Source organism: Nannocystis pusilla, from assembly GCF_020073745.1.
Taxonomy (GTDB): Bacteria; Myxococcota_A; Polyangia; order Nannocystales; family Nannocystaceae; genus Nannocystis; species Nannocystis radixulma.
This window is the reverse complement of the sequence record NZ_JAIRAU010000043.1, coordinates 339,522-358,405: the sequence shown is the minus strand read 5'-3', so window position 1 is coordinate 358,405 and position 18,884 is coordinate 339,522. Positions and strand designations below refer to the sequence as shown.

The window sequence follows — 18,884 nt, the reverse complement described above, 5'->3', positions numbered from 1 at the left end:
TCCCTCTGACGCCCTGACCGCAGCGCACGTGACCTGTCCCCGAGGCCATGCTATCGACATGTCCTGATGGCCATGTTCTCACCGCTCGCCCCAGCGCTCCTCGCTGTCCTCGGACGCCTGCCCCGCCGGGCATGTCACATGTCCCAATGGCCATGCGCTCGCCGTCTCCCTGTCCCTCAGGGTCAGATCGCCCGCAGCCGCCGGACCGCCCCGGCCTGCTCCTCCGCCGCGCGGCGGTGGTTCAGCGCCAGCAGGGCCGTCAGCACCGCGCCCTCCGGCCCGTCGCCCGCGAGCGCGTACGCGGCCGCCACCGCCTCGTCGATCGCCGCGTGCACCGCCCGCAGCGCCGGAGGCGGCGCGTTGTACATCGCGGTCACCGTCCAGCCGGCGGCCGCCAGCGCGCGGCGGCAGGCGTCGAGCTGCTCGCCGAGCGCGGCGATGTCCGCGCGCGCCGGCGCCTCGCAGTCGGGGAACGGGAACGTCTCGAAGCACACGCTCTTGTTGTAGCGCGGGCGGTCGGCCAGCGTGCCTCCGTTCGCGCGCGCCCACAGCCCGTGGATCCGCGACGACAGCACCGCCAGGTGAAACGCGTCGGCCAGCCCGATCGCCAGCAGCGGGTGCTCGGGCACCACCGCCCCGTCGACGAACACGAACACCCGGTGCTTGGCCGTCTCGGGCGTGACGATGTAGCGAGGCAACCCCGCGATCGCCCGCCGCGTCGCCGGCATCGTCTCCGCGAACTGCCACCAGCGCTCGCGCCGGCCGGCGCGGACGTTGGCCAGCCGTTCGGGGCGCACCGCCGCGACCAGCCGCTCGAACGCCGCCGGCGCCGCGTCCCGGGCCGCCGCCTCCGACAGCCCGGTGAAGTCGATCACCGCCGCCCCGCGCGGCCGCTGCAGCACGTCGCTGCCGTTCACGATCGGTCGCACGTGGCCCGCGTCGCGCCCGTCGAGCTCGCCCGGTCGCACCAGGAACCCGCGCCCCCCGAGCATCACGCCCGCGCCGGCCAGGCCCGCGTTCGCCTGCAGCCGACGCGCGCGCGCCAGATCGACCCCCACGCGCAGGTCGGCGAAGATCGGCCCGTGCTCGACCGCCTCGCCGCCGCCGGGGAGCACGCGGACCGATCGACCCACCCCGCGCCCGGCCTCGGCCACCGTCATGGCGATCCGCACCGCCGCCCCGCGCGGCCCGTCGACCCACGGGTGATCGGCGACCGCCCACACGAGGTGGATCGGCCGCTCGGCGTGCGCGAGGAACCCCTCGACCACCCGGCGGTTGTAGATCTGCGTCACGCTGTTGGTCGTCACCAGCCCGAAGCGCCGCAGCTGCCCGGCCTGCAGCAGCGTCGCCGCGCGGTGCCACCAATACATCACCAGGTCCGCGCTCTCGGGCACCGCCGAATCATGGCATGCTCGAATTCGCGCTACATACGATTCGCCGAGGCTGGCGCGCAGCCGCGACTTGCCGAGGAACGGCGGATTGCCGACCACGAACGTCGCCGCCGGCCACGGCGTCAGCAAGGCGTCGCCGTGGACGATCGTCGCCCGCTCCGCGCTCGCGGCCGCGGACCGGCCGCGGATCGCCGCGATCCACAGCACCAGCCGCGCCACCTCGCAGGTCCACGCGCTGCGGTCGACGCCGATCGACTGCGCCAGGCTCACCGCCGGCGCCACGACCTCGCCGGTGGCCGCGAGCAACCATCGCGCCGCATCGTCCGCCAGCCGCCGCAGCGCCTCGTGGGCCACGATCAGGAAGTTGCCCGCGCCGCACGCCGGGTCGAGCACGCGCACGCTCGCCAGCTCGGCGAGGAAGCCGCGCACCACCCGGCTCGCCGCCGCCGCCTCGCCGCGCTCGCGGTGCGCCTGCGCCTCGCCGCGGGCCCGCGCCCAGTCGGCGCGCAGCGGCTCCTCGACCACCAGCCCGACCAGGCGCTCGACGTACGCCCGCGGCGTGAAGTGAGCCCCGAGCTGGCGCCGCTCGCCCGGGTTCAGCGCCTCCAGCAGCAGGTCGCCGAAGATCACCGGATCGACCTCGTCCCAGCGCGCCTGCGTCAGCGCGTGCAGCCCGGCCAGCTCGACGCGTTCGAGCGCCAGCGCCGGCGTGGCCGACAGCGCCGCCGCCTCGCCCGTCCACGTCAGCGTCGCCCACAGCTCGGTCAGCCCGGGCGCGAACCGCTCCGGCGCCGCGAGCGAGCGGCTCACCGCCGCCGCCATCCCGCCGCGCGGCGCCAGCTCGAGCGTCTCGGCGATCGACGTGAAGGTGCAACGAATCAGGAACCGCGCCACCGCCTCCGCCGCGCCGGTGCGCCGGCGCAGCCGCGCCGCCAGCGACGACAATCCGGCCGCGACGGCGCGCGTGGTCTCGACCGACATCTCCGGCTCACACCATAGCGCATTCGTCCCACCGCTCGCGCCTCGGCCGCCAGTCCGCCCGCAGCCGCGACGAATCGATGTTCACCGCGCAGCATCGGGGCCGGCGCGATCCGCCTGGCCCCATGACGAACCGGCGGTCCTCCGAGCGGCGCGCCGGCGAATACATGACCGAACGACCCTGTGATTCCCGTCGCCGACATGTCCCGAAGGACATATTTTATGTGGCGCTCGATGCATGTCCTCACAATCAGGTCTCCGTACGTCGAGCATGAACTGCCGCGATTTCGCGTGATCGCTCCAAATTAAACCACCTCGCTTCCGCCGACCGCTCCGACGCCGTCGTGTCCACGCCGACCGCCCGACGACCCGCTCACCGGCCGTCGATGCGGGCGACACGACGAGGTGCCCGCACGTGCCCCGACGGCCCCCGCGGGGCTGCGGCTCTCTGCCAGACCAGCCCGGCCTACGCCCCTTCGACGGCGGCGTCGAACGCCGCACCTGACGCCGCCCGCGCGGGCGCGGCTCTGCTAGCCTCGTCCGCGCATGGCCACCGTCGCCCCGCACGTCTTCGCCGTCAGCGAACTCGTCAACCGCGCCCACCGCAGCATCGAGCAGCAGTTCCCGCCGCTGTGGGTCGAGGGCGAGATCACCAACCTGCGGCTCGTCAACAGCGGCCACGCCTACTTCACGCTGCGCGACAGCCACGCGATCTTGCCGGTGGCGATGTGGCGCAGCGCGCTGTCGCGGCTGCGCCACCGCCTCGCCGACGGCCAGAGCTTCCGCGTCTACGGCCGCCTCGGGATCTACGCCGCGCAGGGCAAGTTCCAGCTGTACGCCGAGCGCGCCGAGCCGGCCGGCCTCGGCGCGCGCATGCAACACTTCGAGCAGCTCAAGGCCAAGCTGGCCGCCGAGGGCCTGTTCGCGCGCGAGCGCAAGCGACCGATCCCCGCCTGGCCGCGCACCGTCGGCGTCGTCACCTCCGCCAGCGGCGCCGCGATCCACGACATCCTCAAGGTCGCGCGCCGGCGCTGTCCGGTCCGGATCCTCCTCTCGCCGGCCGCGGTGCAGGGCGACGACGCCGCCTTCAGCCTCGTGCGCGCGCTGCAGCGGCTGCAGCGGCGGCCCGGCGTCGACGTGATCATCCTCGGCCGCGGCGGCGGTGCGAGCGAAGATCTGTGGGCCTTCAACGACGAGGGCCTCGCGCGGGCCGTCGCCGCCTGTCCCGTGCCCGTCGTGTCCGCCGTCGGGCACGAGGTCGACATCACGATCTGCGACTTCGTCGCCGACCTGCGGGCCGCCACGCCGTCGCACGCCGCCGAGCTCGTGGTGCCCGACCGCGACGGCTACCTCGCGCGCCTCGGCCACGTCGAGCGCCGCCTCGTCCTCGCCACCAAGCGGCGCGTCCTCGACGAGCGCGGCCGGCTCGAGCTGCTCTCGCGTCGGCTCGCGGCCGTCGGCCACCGCCTCGCTCTCGGCCCGCGGCGCCGCCTCGACGCCCTGCTCGCGCGCCTCGGCCAGCAGCACCCGCGGGCCCGCCTGGCCCGCGACCGCCGACTGCTCGCCGCCTTGCACGCCCGCCTGCTCGCCCAGCACCCGCGTCACCGGCTCGACCGCGCCCGTCGCCGGCTCCTCGCCGCCGAGCTCGCGCTGCGTGAGCGCGCGCGGGTGCTGGCACAACCCGCGCGCCTCCGCCTCGCCCGCGCGGCCGCGGCGCTGCACGCTCTCAGCCCGCTCGCGGTGCTGCAGCGCGGCTTCGCCGTCGTCAGCAGCGAGGCTGGGGTCATCACCGACGCGGCCCAGGTCGCCGCCGGTGACGCCGTGCGGGTGGAGCTCGCGCGCGGGGCCTTCGCGGCGCGCGTCACCGCCGTGGACCCGGTGAAGGTACCTTCATGATGAAGCGCGGTTCATCGCTGATTGCCCGCCAGCGCCGTCCTGCTTGCGAATTGCTCGGCGCCGATCGGCCGGCACGATGAATCCTGACGCCGTACTCTTGAACCGCGCTTCTCCTCTCGACTAGGCTGGGCCGGAGTTCCCGTCATGAACGGCGTCTCTCGCCGTCTGGTTCATGGGACATGTCTCCAAGGGCAGCACTCGAGGTCTCGCAATGAGCAACCGCAACGTCCCCGCCGACGGGCTCGCCGGCCTGCGTCAGAACCTGCAGTCGGACCTGGTGGCCGGCTTTCTCGTCTTCTTGATCGCGCTCCCGCTGTCGCTGGGGATCTCGATGGCCAGCGGGTTCCCGCCGGTCGCGGGGATCTTCAGCGCGATCATCGGCGGTCTGATCGTCACCCTGTTCATGGGCGCGCGGGTCACGATCAAGGGGCCGGCCGCCGGCCTCATCGTCATCGCGCTCGGCTGCATCGAGGAGCTGAGCCGCGGCGCCACCCCCCTCCTCGGCTACCAGTACGCGCTGGCCGTGATCGTCGCCGCCGGCGTCGTCCAGATCGTGTTCGGCCTGGTCCGCGCCGGCGTCCTGGCCGACTTCTTCCCGACGGCCGCGGTGCACGGCATGTTGGCCGCGATCGGCATCATCATCGCATCCAAGCAGCTGCACGTCATGGTCGGCATCGACCCGACGGCGAAGAGCCCGGTCGGACAGATCCTCGAGCTGCCGCAGCGCTTCGTCGACAACAACCCCGAGATCGCGCTGATCGGCCTGCTCAGCCTCGCCATCCTCGTCATCATGCCGCGGCTGCGGCACCCGCTGGTGCGCAAGATCCCCGCGCCGCTGGTCGTCCTGCTGCTGAGCATCCCGCTCGGCATCTACTTCGACCTCGACCACGCCCACAACTACCGCTTCGCCGGCCACGAGTACCACCTCGAGCCGACCATGTTGGTCAACCGGCTCGACAACCTGCTCGGGATGATCACGTTCCCCGACTTCTCGATGCTGGCCAGCTGGACCTCGCTCAAGTGGATCATCGCATTCGCGCTGGTCGGCAGCATCGAGTCGGTCGCCAGCGCCAAGGCGGTCGACACCCTCGATCCCTACAAGCGCAAGTCCGACTTCAACCGCGACCTCCTGGCCGTCGGCGTCGGCAACGCCGCGTCGGGCATGATCGGCGGCCTGCCGATGATCTCGGAGATCGTGCGTTCGTCGGCCAACATCAACAACGGCGCCAGGACCCGCTGGGCCAACTTCTTCCACGGCGTCTTCCTGCTCGGCTTCGTCGTCCTCGCGCCCGGGCTCATCCACATGATCCCCAAGGCAGCGCTGGCGGCGATGCTGGTGTTCACCGGCTTCCGGCTGGCGCACCCGCGCGAGTTCATCCACACCGCCCAGGTCGGCAAGGACCAGCTGCTGGTCTTCCTCGTCACCATCGGCGTCACCGTCGGCGAGGACCTGCTGCTCGGCATCTTCGCCGGCATCCTCACCAAGCTGGTGCTGCACATCGTCCGCGGCGCCCCGATCAGCGCGCTGTTCAAGCCCGACCTCGAGGTCCGCGACGAGGGCACCAACGCCACCCGCATCGTCGCGCGCAAGGCCGCGATCTTCAGCAACTACATCGGCCTCAAGCGCGCCATCGATCGCGTGCCCGCGCCGCGCCATATCGTCGTCGATCTGCAGAACACTCGCCTCGTCGACCACACGGTGATGGAGCGCCTGCACGAGCTCGCGCGCGACCTGGAACACGAGGGACGCGAACTGACAGTCGTGGGTCTCGAAGGCCACAAGCCCGTGTCGGGCAATACGCTCGCTGCGCGCACGCGTCCCGCCTGAACTCGAGTTCGCTGATCGGTGTATGCGCCGTTCACCGAAAACTTGACCTGCATCTCGCCGAGGGGTTGCGCCCCCCGCTGCTTCCTCCATAGACTGCCAACTCCCCGCAGCAGCCTCTGCGGGGGTATGCAGGGAGACCATCGATGCGTGATGCGGTGACTCAGCTCTCTCCACGGCCCCTGGCGCGGCGCTTGACGCTGTTTGCCGCCATGGGCGCGGGCCTCGCTCTGGTGACTTGCGTCGCTGTCCCCGCGAAGGAGACTCAGCCGTCACCGATGCAATCGGTGCTCGCCGCGGGGGCCGATCTCCCCGGGTCGTCGCTCGCGCCGGCGCGCGCGCCGGCCGACGATATTCCGGTCGCGGTACCGGTCGTGGCGTCGGCCGCGGACGAGCCGTCGGGGTCCCAGGCCCCCGTGGTCGCCGGCGATCCGTCCGAGATCGAGGACACACCGGTCGCGGAGGCCGAGCGGCTGCACGAGGTGTTCTGGACCGCGCACGACAACCTCTCGCTCGACGCGCTGGCGATCGCGTGGGGTATCAAGGCCGCGCAGCTCGGCGAGCTCAACCCCGACCTCGACCGCGGCGCCCCGGTCCCCGAGGGCACCAGGCTGCTCGTCTACCGCCACGACCCCGAGCACCCGCCGATGTCGATCGGCTCGCCCAACCGCGGCAAGCTGCGCAACGGCATGCCCCTGCCCGAAGGGCCAGGTTGGCGCCTGCGCACCCACCGGCCGCGCACCTACGGCACCACGAACACCATCCACGCGCTGGTCGATGCCTTCGAGGACTTCGGCGAGCGCTACCCCGACGGCCCGAAGATCCGCGTCGGCGAGCTCGCGCGGCGCACCGGCGGCCGCGTCCCGCCGCACCGCTCGCACCGGACCGGCCGCGACATCGACATCGGCTACATCTTCCGCGGCATCGACGACGGCGAGCACCGCTGGAAGTACATGAACGTCCGCAACTTCGACGCCGAGAAGAACTGGGCGCTGGTCCAGGAGCTGCTCGAGACCGGCGAGGTCCAGACGATCTACATCGCCAAGAAGCTGCAGAAGCTGCTGCACAAGGAGGCCAAGAAGCACCTCCCGCCGGAGCAGCTGGCCGCGCTGTTCGAGTACCCGAGGACGCCCGAGAGCCCGCACGCCACGATCCAGCACTGGCGCGGCCACTCGAACCACATGCACGTCCGCTTCCAGTGCGAGGAAGGCAACCGCCGCTGCCGCGCCCGCAGCAAGTGAGTCCCTAAAAAAGGACATGTCCCGAGGAGCAGCCGGCGCTCGCCGGACTGCTCCTCGCTGCGTCTGGCGCAAGTCTCCGAGTCCTGCAAGAGCTCCTGCGGCTTCGAGTGCGTCGCCGGCCTCGCCCGGGAGGACGCCCACGCCTGGCTCGACGCCCGCGGCTCCGACGAGCGCTACCCCTGCCGCGAAGCTGCCGTCGACTTCGTCACCGATCGGCCCGGACCTGTGGTTCACCGCCCGCGGCCACGACGACCCACGCGCTTCTGCCGAGCCGCGTCGGATGTCCCGAAGGACATGGTTGGCGAGCCCAGTTCATGCATTGGAGGCAGTGTCCTAAATTTAGCTCCGCAACGAAAGCTCCTGCGCGCCCGACCTCACGCCCCGGCGGCTTGCCCGCCCGACCCCGCATGGCGGACGCTGCTGGGCGTCATGTCCGGGAAGCCCATCATCGACCTCAGCGACAGGGTAGCGATCGTCACCGGCTCGAGCCGCGGGATCGGGCGGGCGATCGCCGAGCATCTCGCCCGCGCCGGCGCGCGGGTCGTCATCTCGAGCCGCAAGCCGACCCCGTGCGACGAGGTGGCCGAGGCGATCCGCGGCGCCGGCGGGCAGGCGATCGCGGTCCCGTGCAACATCTCCGACAGGGCCCAGGTCGACGGGCTCGTCGACCGCACCCTGGCCGAGTGGGGCAAGGTCGACATCCTCGTCTGCAACGCCGCCACCAACCCCTACTTCGGCGGGCTCGACGGCCTCGCCGACGACGTGTTCCACAAGATCATGCACAACAACGTGCTGTCCAACCTGTGGCTGGCCAAGCGCGTCGCCCCCGGCATGATCGAGCGGCGCGACGGCGCGATCCTCATGATCTCGAGCATCGGCGGCCTGCGCGGCGACCCGCTGATCGGCGCCTACAACATGTCCAAGGCCGCCGACATGCAGCTCGTGCGCAGCCTCGCCGTCGAGTACGGCCCGCACAACGTCCGCGTCAACGCGATCGCCCCCGGCCTGGTCAAGACCGACTTCGCCCGCGCCTTGTGGCAGAACCCCGACCTCAAGGAGATGGTCGAGCGCCGCACCCCGCTCGGCCGGATCGGCGAGCCCGACGACATCGCCCCGCTCGCCGCCCTGCTGTGCTCCCCCGCCGGCTCCTTCATCACCGGCCAGGTCCTCGTCGCCGACGGCGGCGTCACCATCGCCGCCGCCTGGTAGCGCCGCCGACCATCACATGTCCCAAGAGCCATGAGGATCTCCGGCCGCTATCCCGGGTGAGGGGTATCAGCTCGGCCCGGCCGCGCTCGCTGCCGACGGCGGGATCGTGACTGGCGGATTCGTCGGAGCGTGGGAGCTCGAAAGCGAGGAGGCCGTGCTGATGGCGCTATCGGCCGACGGCGTACCGGCGTGGGATATTCGTCTCGATCACAACCAGGTCCTGGCCGTGGCGGTCGATCCGGCCGGGACCAACTTCGTGCTCGCGCTCGATCGCGACATCGAAGGTGGCGATGTCTACCTCGTGGCGGTGGAGTCGACCGGACTCGTCCGGTGGGACATGCCCGTCGGCTCCAACACGGGCTTCGCCATGATGGGCGCGCTGACGCCGTTCGCTGTCATACCTGACGGCCAGGGCGGGGCGTATACCCTCGGGCAAAACCATCACCTGCAGACGCAGGACAAGCCGGTGTTCGACGAGAGGCTATTGGCGCGATATCATCCCACCGGCGAACGCGCCTGGGAAGCCCGCTCCGGCGTGACCGACGTGATTGACGGCGGTGGGCTGGTCGTCGTCTCGGATGAATGGCTGGTCTCGGCGGTCGATGGGGGAAGCGGCACATCCGTCGCGGTCCATCGAATCGACGGCAGTCTGCTATGCGAGCGGTCGATACCGGATCGAAGGGTTCGCGCGGTGGTCGCCAGAGCGCCCAGCGAGGTGGTCTTGACGGGGCAGGCCACGAGCGACAGGTCGGCCTGGTTTGCAAGATACCGCGTGGCGCCGGAGTAGGCTCTCCGCGGATCTCGAGCACCGACCGCTCGCGCGGCATCACGTCACTCGCCGCCGCCAGGTCGCTGGTCTATCCTCGCCGGGCATGTCCGTCCGAACCGAGCGCAGCGGCCCCGTGACCACCGTCATCCTCGCCCGACCCGAGCGGCGCAACGCGGTCGACGGGCCGACCGCGGCCGCGCTCGAGCGGGCCTTTCGCGACTTCGACGCCGACCCTGACGCGCGCGTCGCCGTGCTGTGGGGCGAGGGCGGGCATTTCTGCGGCGGCGCCGACCTCAAGGCGCTCGCCGCCGGCGACGCCACCAACCGGCTCCACCTCGACGCCACGGCCGACGCGCTCGGCCGGCCGGCGCCCATGGGACCCACGCGGCTCTTGCTGCGCAAGCCGGTGATCGCGGCCGTCAGCGGTTACGCGGTCGCCGGCGGCCTCGAGCTCGCCTTGTGGTGCGACCTGCGGATCGCCGACGAGGACGCCGTGTTCGGCGTGTTCTGCCGCCGCTTCGGCGTCCCGCTGATCGACGGCGGCACCGTGCGGCTGCCGCGGATCGTCGGCATGGGTCGCGCGCTCGACCTCATCCTCACCGGCCGCCCCGTCGACGCCGCCGAGGCCCTGGCGATGGGCCTCGTCAACCGCGTCGTCGCGCCCGGCCAGGCCCGCGCCGCCGCTGAGGCGCTCGCCGCCGAGCTGGCCGCGTTCCCCCAGGAGTGCATGCAGGTCGATCGCCGCTCCGCGCACCTCCAGTGGGACCTGTCCCTCGAGGAAGCCCTGCTCGCCGAGGCCCACGGCGGCGCCGGCGTGATCGCCCGCGAGTCCGTCGCCGGCGCCCGCCGCTTCGCCGCCGGCGCCGGCCGCCACGGCGCGCAGTGACATGTCTTGAAGACCAGGTGCTTGCGATCCGGATGGCACCCCGCCGGCTATCGCGTGACATGTCCGTTCGGACATCCTCGATCCACACCGCTCCGGCCTCCGCCGCCTCGACGCCTCGTCGACGCGCGCGACGGGCCGACGAGAACAGGGTTCCAGCGCCCGGCGTCATCCCCCTGAGCCGCCCGCGTTGCCGCGACCGCGCGATCGCCCATATAGTCGAGACCGCCATGCAACGCCGCGAATTCGTCCTCGGGTCTCCTGCCGTCCTCGCCACCACCGCCTGCAGCGGCTCGACCGACGAGCTGCCGCCGGCGCCGGAGAAGTCGCCCGGCAAGTCCACGAGCCCGCCCGCCGCCAGGCCGCCCGCGCCCGGCTCGACCACGCCGATCGTCGACCCGCACGCCGGCCACGCCGGCCACCACGCCAGCGACGACACCACGCTCGCGGTCGCGGCCGAATGCCTCAAGACCGGCGAGGTCTGCATGCAGCACTGCTTCATGCTCCTGGGCCAGGGCGACACCAGCATGGCGGCCTGCGCTCGCTCGGCCTACGAGATGCTCGCGGTGACCCGGGCGCTGCTGGCCCTCGCCGCCGGGCCCTCGGAGCAGCTCGTCGCCCAGGCCCGGGTCGCCCTCGCCGCGGGCGAGCGTTGCGAGGCCGAGTGTCGCAAGCACGAGGGCAAGCACGCCGCCTGTAAGGCCTGCGCCGAGTCGTGCAAGGCGGCCATCACCCGCTACCGCGCCCTCGTCGGCTGAGGCATGGGAGCGGATCGCCGCCCCGAAGCGCTCGGCGCATTGGCGCGAAATTCACGGTGATGCCATGGACGCCGTCTCACCCGCGGCGGCACAGCTGATCGACCAGCCGCAGCAGCGTCGGCACGCGGTGCGGTCCGTGCATCCCCGCCACCAGCGTCGCGGCCGCCTCGCCCGGCATGCCGATGGCGGTGACGAACAGCGGCCGGCGGCTGTCGCCACGCAGCACCTCGTGCGCCGGCGCGCCGCGGAACGGGTTCTTGGCCACCCCGACGACCGGCACCGCCTCCCCGAGCGCCCGGTGCAGGTGGGCTCCCAGCCCCGGCCGGCCCTCCCCGAGCCACACGTGACCGTCGACCACGACCGTCGTCGGCCGCGCCGCGCAGCGCGCCAGGGCCGCCAGCAGGCACGGCAGCTCGCGCAGGTAGAACGCCCCCGGCGCGTACTCGGCCGCCGCCGGGCTCGTCACCGTATAGCTCTCGAGGACATGTTCGTCCGACCATGTCTCGAAGACCACGCAAGCGGTCACCGCCGCCTCGGCGCGGTAGTCGACGTCGAGCGCCGCGATCGCCACGCCCCGTCCATACCAGCTCGGCCCGGCGCGCGCGAGGGGCGACCATGAGGACGGTGGCGAACACGCCCCGCCCGGGGACCGCGCCCCTCGCCGACCCTCAGACCGCGTCGTGTCGCCGGGCGTACAGCCGCGCCAGCACGAGCGCCCGCTCGGGCGCCGGGAGGCCTTCGAACAGCGCCTCGTCGACGATCTCGCCGCAGGTCGAGCCGGCGACGAAATCGACCACCGCCAGCAGCCGCCCGTGGCTCGTCGCGGACAGCTCGGGCTTCAGCTCGTCCGCCACTTTACGGAACGCCGCCGGGAACGCGACGAAATTCGTCGGCGAGTCAGGCAGCCGCAGGTCGAGGCCGGGGCCGTCGATGAGCCGCGAATCGACGATCGTCGACCGACTCAGATCGACGAGCGCGGCGGTGACCTCGATGAAGTTCACGGTGCGCAGCGCGCCGGCGACGGTCACCTCGCTCAAGGCACAGCGGCGGAAGTTGGTCCGCACGAACACGCTCCGGGTGAACGTCACGCCCTGGAACGTGCAATCGACGAACTCGGCGCTCTCGACGGCGCAATCGTCGAACGAGCAGCCGCGGAACGTGCACCTGCTGAAGGCGGCGTGGTGACGCTTCCCGACCGACGTCCGCTGGAAGGCGCAGTCGGTGAAGCTCGCCCGCGCGGCGTTGATCCCGTCGAATTCGCAGCCCAGGAACACGCAGCCGCGGAAGCTCGGCCTGGTCCAGAACGAGCCCACCAGCGGCGAATTGAAGTCGACACGCTCGAACTTCAGGCGCGAGTTGTCGCGGAGCGGCCACACGGACCGCACGTCGAGACCGACACCCGCAATGCAGGCGTACCCCTCGCGGTCCCGTGACGCCGCGGCGATCGCCCTGGCGAATTGCTGCGTATCCATCCGAGCTCGGCGCGGGAAATGGTGGCAGCCGACGGGAGCCGCGTCAATCGGCGAGCCATACCCTCATCGTGCCCGCCGGTTCACGGCGGCGCGCGCGAGGGGTCGACCACGTGCACCCGCCGGCTGACCAGGTGCTCCCCCTTTTTAAAGCCGCGGATCCGGTAGACCGAGCGCACCTTCGGATGGGCGGCCCAGGCCTGGAATTGCCCGCCCTGCTGCAGGATGTACTCGAACCCCGCCGGGCGGCCGGGCAGCGTGCGCAACACCTGGCCGCCCGCCAGCGGCAGCCCCTGCACGTTCGCGCGGAACTCGGGCGTGTACAAAAAGTACTGCTCGATGTTCGACAGGTAGAGCAGCCCCACGCGCAGCCCGGCCGCTCGCAGCGCCTCGCCGACCGCGGCGACCGTGCCCGTTCGGGTGAAGTCGCCGCGCAGCGCGACCACCCGGCCCGCGCGCACCAACCTGGCCACCCGGGCATAGAGCGTCGCGTCGGACAGCAGCCACGCCCGCCCCTGCGCCGCCATGTGGCGCTCGAGCTCGGCGAATCGGCGGGCCACCGCCGGCCGCGCCGCCATGAAGATCTCGCGCAGCTCCGCCCCGCCGGCCGCCTCGACCAGCGCGCGCGCCTCCGCCTCGCCGGCCGGCGTCCACAGCCGCGAGAACTCGGCCGGGCTCGCGGCCGCGGTGAAGAACGCGGCGTAGATCCGGTGCAGCGCCACGATCGCCGGATCGAGATCGATCAACACCAGCGCCCGCGCGTCGGCCCAGGCGGCGAGGATGTAGCCCGGGTCGGCCGCGACGGCGACGACCACCTCGCCGAGCCCGCTCACCGCGTCGGCGACGAGGTCGAGGTCGCGCTCGTTGGAGGCGAAGTAGTGGAGCCCGTTCGTCAGCGGCCCGGTCTCGACGTCGGCCGCGAGCGCCCGCGCGGCGGCGACGAAGCCGTCGACCGCGCCCGACTCGGCCCGCGAGGGCGCGACGGGCTCATCGCGCTCGACCGCGCCCGACTCGGCCCGCGAGGACGCGACGTAGCCGTCGACCGCGCTCCGCTCGGCGTTCGCGGACAGAGGCAGCAGCGCGAGGACGAACAGACCCGTCAGGAGGCGGCGCACGCCCCCTCTACGCCGCACACCCAACGCCTCATTCCCGGCCGCCGGGGCGCAGTTCGCCCCACGTCGTCCCGCGCGACGCGCGACCCTTAAACATGCCCTTCAGAACATGTCCGATGAGGCATTTCTATTAACACATGTCTGATTCGACATGCCTTTAAAAGGCATCCGTCTCCGCCCGGCTCACGAGGCCGCCAGCGCCGCCCGGGTCGCCGCGGCCAGGCTTCGGGCCAGGTCGGCGCGCAGGCGTTCGACCAGGCGCACCTCGAAGGCGCGCAGCCGGCACTGCTCGCTGAACTGCGTCAATCGATCGACCTCGGCCTGCGGCTGGCCCTCGCGGCGGGCCAGCAGCGCGCGGCTGCGGTGGAGCAGCCAGTGGTTGAGTGGGTCGCCGTCGGCCAGCGCAGGCAGGGAGGAGCGCACCTCCTCGACCGGCGCGTGCGGGGCCGCGTCGAACGCCAGCCACAGGCGGTGGCGCAGCGTCTGGTGCCGCGGCAGCCGCTCGACCGCCAGCGAGCTGACCGCGTGCGCCTCCTCGGTGATCCCGAGCGTGCGCAGCACCGTGACGATGTGCATGTACACCCACGGCTCGAGGTCGTCGCGGCCGGCCCAGCCTGCGAACCACTTGCGGGCCTGACCGAACCAGCCGCGGCGCAGCAGGGCGAACCCGACCGAGCCCCACAGGCGGCCGTCGACCACCAGGGCCGCGCGGTCGCGGGCGATGAACAGCCACAGCGCCAGCGTCGAGCCCTCCGCGGCCAGGCGCTCGACGTGGCCGGCCGTCGCCTCGAGGCCGATCGCCCCGCGGGCGCGCAGCGATCGCAGCTCCCACGACGCCAGCAGCCAGTCGAGCGGTCCGGCCACGCGGTACCAGCCCCACAGGTAGCCGACCACCGCCGCGGCCGCCGGCACGCGCAGCAGATCGGTGAGCGTGCGGTCGAGCTGGGCCGCCGTCACCCGCTCGCGCACCAGCGCCGCCGCGTGCTCGAGCCACTCGCGCTCGATCGTCGCGTCGCGGGCGTGGGCGGCGAACAGCTGCAGGCCCTGGTTCGGCCCGCGCTCCAGCGCCAACCGCAGCTCGGCCTCGCGGGCCACGTCGGCGTCGCCGAGCCGGCGCAGCGTCGCCAGCGTCTGCTCGGCCGCCGGCGTCGCGCCCGCGCGCAGCTGCACCTCGAACAGCGCCTGCGCCACCTCGAGGTTGTCGGGGTCGAGCCGCAGCAGCTGCGCCAGCGCCTCGGCGTGCTTCTGTCCGGCCGCGACCTGGCGGTACCACTCCGCCAGGCAGCTCCAGCCGAACGCGTAGTCGGGCTCCTCCGCCACCAGCTCCTGCATCTGGCGGATCCCCTTGTGGATGTCGCGGCGGGCCCGGATCCACACCGCCCGCCCGCGCAGGTTGAGCGGCGGCGGCGAGCCCAGCTCCGGGGGCGAGCAGGCCGCGAGCGCCTCTTTCCACCGCTCCGCCGCGCAGAACAGCAGCACCTTGTCGTCGTGGGCCACGCCGTTGTGCGGGTCGAGGCGCAGCACCTCGTCGTAGGCCGCCAGGCGCTCGTCGATCGCCGCCTCGGGCGCCAGGCGGGCCACCCCGAAGTGGGCCCAGGCCAGCTGCGGCCGGGCTGCCGCCAGCCTGCGCGCGGCCCGGAGCGCGTGCTCGCGCATGCCGAGCAGGTCGGCGACGCGCTCGATCTGCCGCCAGCGCGCCTCGGACGACGGATCGATCTCGATCGCCGCCAGCAGGCGGTCGAGCGCGGCCCGCTGCTCGCCGGAGCGCCACAGCAAGTCGGCCAGCTTCTCGCTCAGCTCGACCACCAGCGGCTCGCGGGCGATCGCCCGCTCGACCAGCTCGACCGCGCGGCGGACCTGGTCGGCCTCGACCAGCGCCGACGCCAGCTCGAGCACCGGCGCCACCGCACCGGGCGCGCACGCCACCGCCCGCTCGAGCGTCGCCAGGGCCGCCTCGCGCTCGCCGGCGCCGCGCTGGACCGCCGCGAGCGCGAGCATCGCGTCGAGTTCGCGCGGGAACCGGCGCGCCGCCTCGGTCATGACCGTCAGCGCCTCGGCGTGGCGGCCCATGCTCGACAGCTGGCGCGCGTACTCGCTCCAGCTGGCCGCCAGGTCGGGCCGGACCGCGCGCGCCTCCGCCAGCAGCTCGAGCGTCGCCGCGGGCGGCTCGATGCCGGCGGCCGCCTGGCGGTAGGCGACGAGCGCTCGCGCGCCGACGACCTGGCGGCGCAGCTCGGCGCGCACGTGGGCGAGCGCGGCGGCGCGCGCCGCGTCGGTCAGCGCCGTCCCGAGGCACACGGCGATCGCCCCGGGCGCGTCGACGTCGGCGCTGACGGCCGCCCGCAGCGACGCCGCCGCCGCCTCCCGCTCCTCGCGCCACATCGCCAGCTGGGCCGCGACCAGGTGGGCCTGGGCCGAGTGGGGCGCCAGCGCGCGCGCCTCGGCGATCGCCGCCGCCGCCTCGTCGTGGCGCTTCAGCCGGCCGAGGCGCAGCGCCAGCTCGCCGTGCATCCCGGCGTTGCCGGGCTCGACGGCGAGCAGCGCCCGCACCACCTCGACCCCCGCCTCGCCCTCGGCCGGGGCCCAGGCCACGCGCAGGCGGGCCAGCCCGGCGTGGTGGGGGAAGCGGGTCACCGCCGCCTCGATCCGCTCCAGGGCCGCCGCCGGCCCGGCCAGCGCCGCGTCGAGCCCGGCCAGGGCCACGCGGGCGTCGAGCGCCAGCGGGTTGTGCTCGAGCACGCGCTCGTAGCGGGCGCGGGCCGCCGCCAGCTCGCCGGCCAGCGCGTCGAGGTGGGCGGCCGCCACCTCCCACGCCGCCGCGCGGGCCAGCGGGCGCGCCTGCTCGAGCAGCGCCCGCGCGCGCTCGGGCGCGCCGAGGCTCGCGTGGGCGCGCACGGCGGCCAGCAGCAGGTGGGCGTCGTCGGGGCGGAGGGCGACCGCCTGCTCGAGCACCTCGACCGCCTCCGCGGTGCGGTCGCACGCCTCGAGCGCGCGCGCCAGCCCGAGCGCCGGGCCGGCGAAGCGGCGGCCGAGGCGGGCGAAGCGGTCGCGCAGGAACGCCAGGCCCTCGGCGCGCTGGCCGGCCTGGACGAACGTCGCCGTGTACTGGTCGACCGCGTCGCTGTCGACCTGGTCGAGGCAGACCGCGAAGCGCAGCAGCGCCGCGCCCTCCTCCCAGCGGTCCTGAGCCGCGCGCACGCCCGCCAGCATGGCGTACACCGCCGGGTCGGCCGGCATCGCCGACAGCAGCCGGCGCAGCAGCTTCTCCGCGCGGGCCAGGTCGCGGTCGCTCTTGAGGATGTCGTCGACCAGCAGCTGCAGGAAGAACGGGTGGACCGGGCGCGCCTCGGCCAGCGCCTCGAGCCGGGCGCGCCGCTCGGCCCGCTGCCCGAGCCCGCCGAGGCACGCCAGTCTCCTGGCCTGAAGGACATGCGCGTCCGGCCATGTCTCGAGGCGCATGTCGAGCGACGCCAGCACGCGCGCCTCGTCACCGTCGTAGGCCGCCAGCGCCTGGGTCGCGTGGCCGACCAGGTAGTGCTGCGGCGCCGCCGCGGCGATCTCGGCCGCCGCCGCCACCGCGGCCTCGCGGTCGTGCACGCGCAGCGCCTGGTCGACCGCGTGCATGCGGTCGTACAGCGGCGCGTCGGGCAGCTCGAGCCCGTCGAGGCGGCTCGCCAGCTCGGGCGGCACCAGCACCATCCCGCGCGGCCCGTTCCACGCGTTGCCGCGCAGCAGCGGCTCGACGTTGAACAGCACCGGCTTGGCCTGGCTGGGGTCGCGGACCGAGAACGACCCGATCTCCGCGTCGTAGCCGGTGACCGCCTGCGCGTGGCCCGACGTCACCGCCACCGTCGACAGCGCGAACGGCAGCCCGCGGTCGAGCAGCGCCGTCGCGGCCGCCCACGTCACCGTGAACTCGCGGACGACGAAGCCGCGCGCCTCGGCCCAGCGGCGCTCGCTGGCCGCCGACGTGCCGTCGAAGCAGATCTCCTCGGCGATCGCCAGGTGGTCGGCCGTCTTGCCGAAGAACTGACACAGCGCCGTGAGCGTCGCCGGCACGCACGTCTTGTGGGCCTGGCGCACGTACGGCACGTCGAGGCGGACCCGTCGCCGCTCGCCCCCGGCCTCGAGCCGCTCGGCCAGCGCGTCGAGCCCGGCGTTGCGCGCCAGCGCGGCCGCGGCGAGCCGCTCCCCGGCCTCGCAGGCCGCCTCGCAGGCGGCCGCCGCCAGCGCCTGCAGCACCTCGACCTCGAGCCACGGGAACAGCCCGGCCGCACGCACGACCCAGTCCCACGCCGGGCGCGGGCGCTGGCGCGTCAGCTCGAGGTGCGCCAGCTGCAGCGCGATCGCCCCGCACTCCATCGTCGTCATCGCCGTTTCCAGCAGCGCCGCCGCCTCGTCGACGCGGCCGAGCTCGAGCAGCAGGTGGCCGGCGAACTGCACCGCCGCGCGGTGATCGGGGCGCGCGGCCAGCAGCGCCTGCAGCCCGGCCAGCGCCGCCGGCAGCTCGTCCTGGGCCTCGTGCAGGCGCGCCCGCACGCCGGCGATCGTCGGCGACGTCGGGTCGAGGGTCTCGGCGCGACACAGCTCGAACTCCGCCGCCTCGAAGTCGCGCAGCGCGATCAGGGCCTGCGCGCGGACCAGGCGGAGCTCGCACTGCGCCGGCGCCGGCGCGGCGTCGACCGCGAACGCGCGCAGGAGCTCGAGCGCCGCCAGCGGCCCGCGGGTGCCCTTGAGGTGGCGCGCGTACGCCTCGGCGACCGCGGGCTCGCGCGGCGCGGCCCGCCAGGCCCGCAAGCACTGCAGCGCGGCCGCCCGCGGCGCGCCGGCGTGGTGCAGCAGCCGGCTGGCGAACGCACAGGCGCCGGCGTCGCGCCACGCCAGCGGCCCGCCGGCGATCGCCTCGGCGGCGCGGAACGCCTGCACGAACAGCCCGCGCTCGTGGAGCGCTTCGAGGCGCCGCAGCGCCTCCGACGACGGTCCTGCCGGACCGGGCGCGGGCGTCAAGGAGCGACCCGCCTCAGCCGTGGAAGCCGGAGCCGTCCCAGCGGTGCGCGGGATCGGGGTAGAACAGCGCGCCGCCGGTGTCGCGGTACTCCTGGCAGATCAGCACGAGCCACCCGCCGGGCACGCGGGTCCGATAGGTCTCGATGTTGTTGCTGGCGGTGAGGCGCTCCCACACCACCTGGGGGCGCTTCATCCCGCGCTCGGTCCAGTAGGCCTCGGTGTTGGGGTCACCTTCCGACTCGAAGCCGCCCTCGGCATCGTCCCGCATCATGTTGCTGATCGCCATGGCAACCGCGATGGTGACATAGCCCGCGGGCAGCGACCAGGGGGCCTGGACCATTGTCGC

The 18,884-nt window shown here is 73.6% G+C and carries 13 protein-coding genes; 7 read left to right on the top strand and 6 right to left on the bottom strand.

The window, feature by feature from the left end:
- Window positions 1–182 precede the first annotated feature (182 nt).
- Entirely contained in the window at window positions 183–2,372 is a 2,190-nt protein-coding gene (locus K7C98_RS30915) for a class I SAM-dependent DNA methyltransferase (protein ID WP_224195399.1), read from the bottom strand.
- Between the two features lie 543 nt (window positions 2,373–2,915).
- On the opposite strand from K7C98_RS30915, the gene xseA reads away from it, so the two are divergent.
- The 7 genes from xseA to K7C98_RS30880 all read left to right on the top strand — a co-directional run bounded on the left by xseA (window position 2,916) and on the right by K7C98_RS30880 (window position 10,950).
- Complete coding sequence (gene xseA, locus K7C98_RS30910) at window positions 2,916–4,265, top strand: exodeoxyribonuclease VII large subunit (RefSeq protein WP_224195398.1); 1,350 nt, start codon at window positions 2,916–2,918, stop codon at window positions 4,263–4,265.
- A 211-nt stretch (window positions 4,266–4,476) separates the two neighbouring features.
- Window positions 4,477–6,093 (top strand): SulP family inorganic anion transporter, encoded by a 1,617-nt coding sequence (locus K7C98_RS30905; RefSeq protein ID WP_224195397.1) that lies wholly within the window; start codon window positions 4,477–4,479, stop codon window positions 6,091–6,093.
- Window positions 6,094–6,368: 275 nt separating this feature from the next.
- On the top strand, window positions 6,369–7,331 hold the full coding sequence (locus tag K7C98_RS30900; protein ID WP_224195396.1) for a penicillin-insensitive murein endopeptidase: 963 nt from the start codon (window positions 6,369–6,371) through the stop codon (window positions 7,329–7,331).
- A gap of 429 nt (window positions 7,332–7,760) precedes the next feature.
- Window positions 7,761–8,540, top strand: coding sequence for an SDR family NAD(P)-dependent oxidoreductase (locus tag K7C98_RS30895; protein WP_224195395.1), 780 nt, complete (start codon window positions 7,761–7,763; stop codon window positions 8,538–8,540).
- A gap of 106 nt (window positions 8,541–8,646) precedes the next feature.
- The gene (locus K7C98_RS30890) at window positions 8,647–9,327 is read left to right on the top strand and encodes a hypothetical protein (protein WP_224195394.1); all 681 of its coding nucleotides are present in this window, start codon (window positions 8,647–8,649) and stop codon (window positions 9,325–9,327) included.
- 85 nt (window positions 9,328–9,412) lie between these two features.
- Window positions 9,413–10,195 (top strand): crotonase/enoyl-CoA hydratase family protein, encoded by a 783-nt coding sequence (locus K7C98_RS30885; RefSeq protein ID WP_224195393.1) that lies wholly within the window; start codon window positions 9,413–9,415, stop codon window positions 10,193–10,195.
- A gap of 227 nt (window positions 10,196–10,422) precedes the next feature.
- Window positions 10,423–10,950, top strand: a complete 528-nt coding sequence (locus tag K7C98_RS30880) for a Csp1 family four helix bundle copper storage protein (RefSeq protein WP_224195392.1) — start codon at window positions 10,423–10,425, stop codon at window positions 10,948–10,950.
- A gap of 76 nt (window positions 10,951–11,026) precedes the next feature.
- Here K7C98_RS30880 and K7C98_RS30875 read toward each other — a convergent pair whose 3' ends face one another.
- The 5 genes from K7C98_RS30875 to K7C98_RS30855 all read right to left on the bottom strand — a co-directional run bounded on the left by K7C98_RS30875 (window position 11,027) and on the right by K7C98_RS30855 (window position 18,824).
- Window positions 11,027–11,521, bottom strand: a complete 495-nt coding sequence (locus K7C98_RS30875) for an endonuclease V (protein ID WP_224195391.1) — start codon at window positions 11,519–11,521, stop codon at window positions 11,027–11,029.
- A gap of 97 nt (window positions 11,522–11,618) precedes the next feature.
- Complete coding sequence (locus K7C98_RS30870; protein WP_224195390.1) at window positions 11,619–12,335, bottom strand: pentapeptide repeat-containing protein; 717 nt, start codon at window positions 12,333–12,335, stop codon at window positions 11,619–11,621.
- 167 nt (window positions 12,336–12,502) lie between these two features.
- Window positions 12,503–13,534 (bottom strand): hypothetical protein, encoded by a 1,032-nt coding sequence (locus K7C98_RS30865; protein ID WP_224195389.1) that lies wholly within the window; start codon window positions 13,532–13,534, stop codon window positions 12,503–12,505.
- Between the two features lie 180 nt (window positions 13,535–13,714).
- Window positions 13,715–18,538, bottom strand: coding sequence for a tetratricopeptide repeat protein (locus K7C98_RS30860; protein WP_224195388.1), 4,824 nt, complete (start codon window positions 18,536–18,538; stop codon window positions 13,715–13,717).
- A 13-nt stretch (window positions 18,539–18,551) separates the two neighbouring features.
- Complete coding sequence (locus tag K7C98_RS30855) at window positions 18,552–18,824, bottom strand: hypothetical protein (RefSeq protein WP_224195387.1); 273 nt, start codon at window positions 18,822–18,824, stop codon at window positions 18,552–18,554.
- Between the last annotated feature and the right edge of the window lie 60 nt (window positions 18,825–18,884).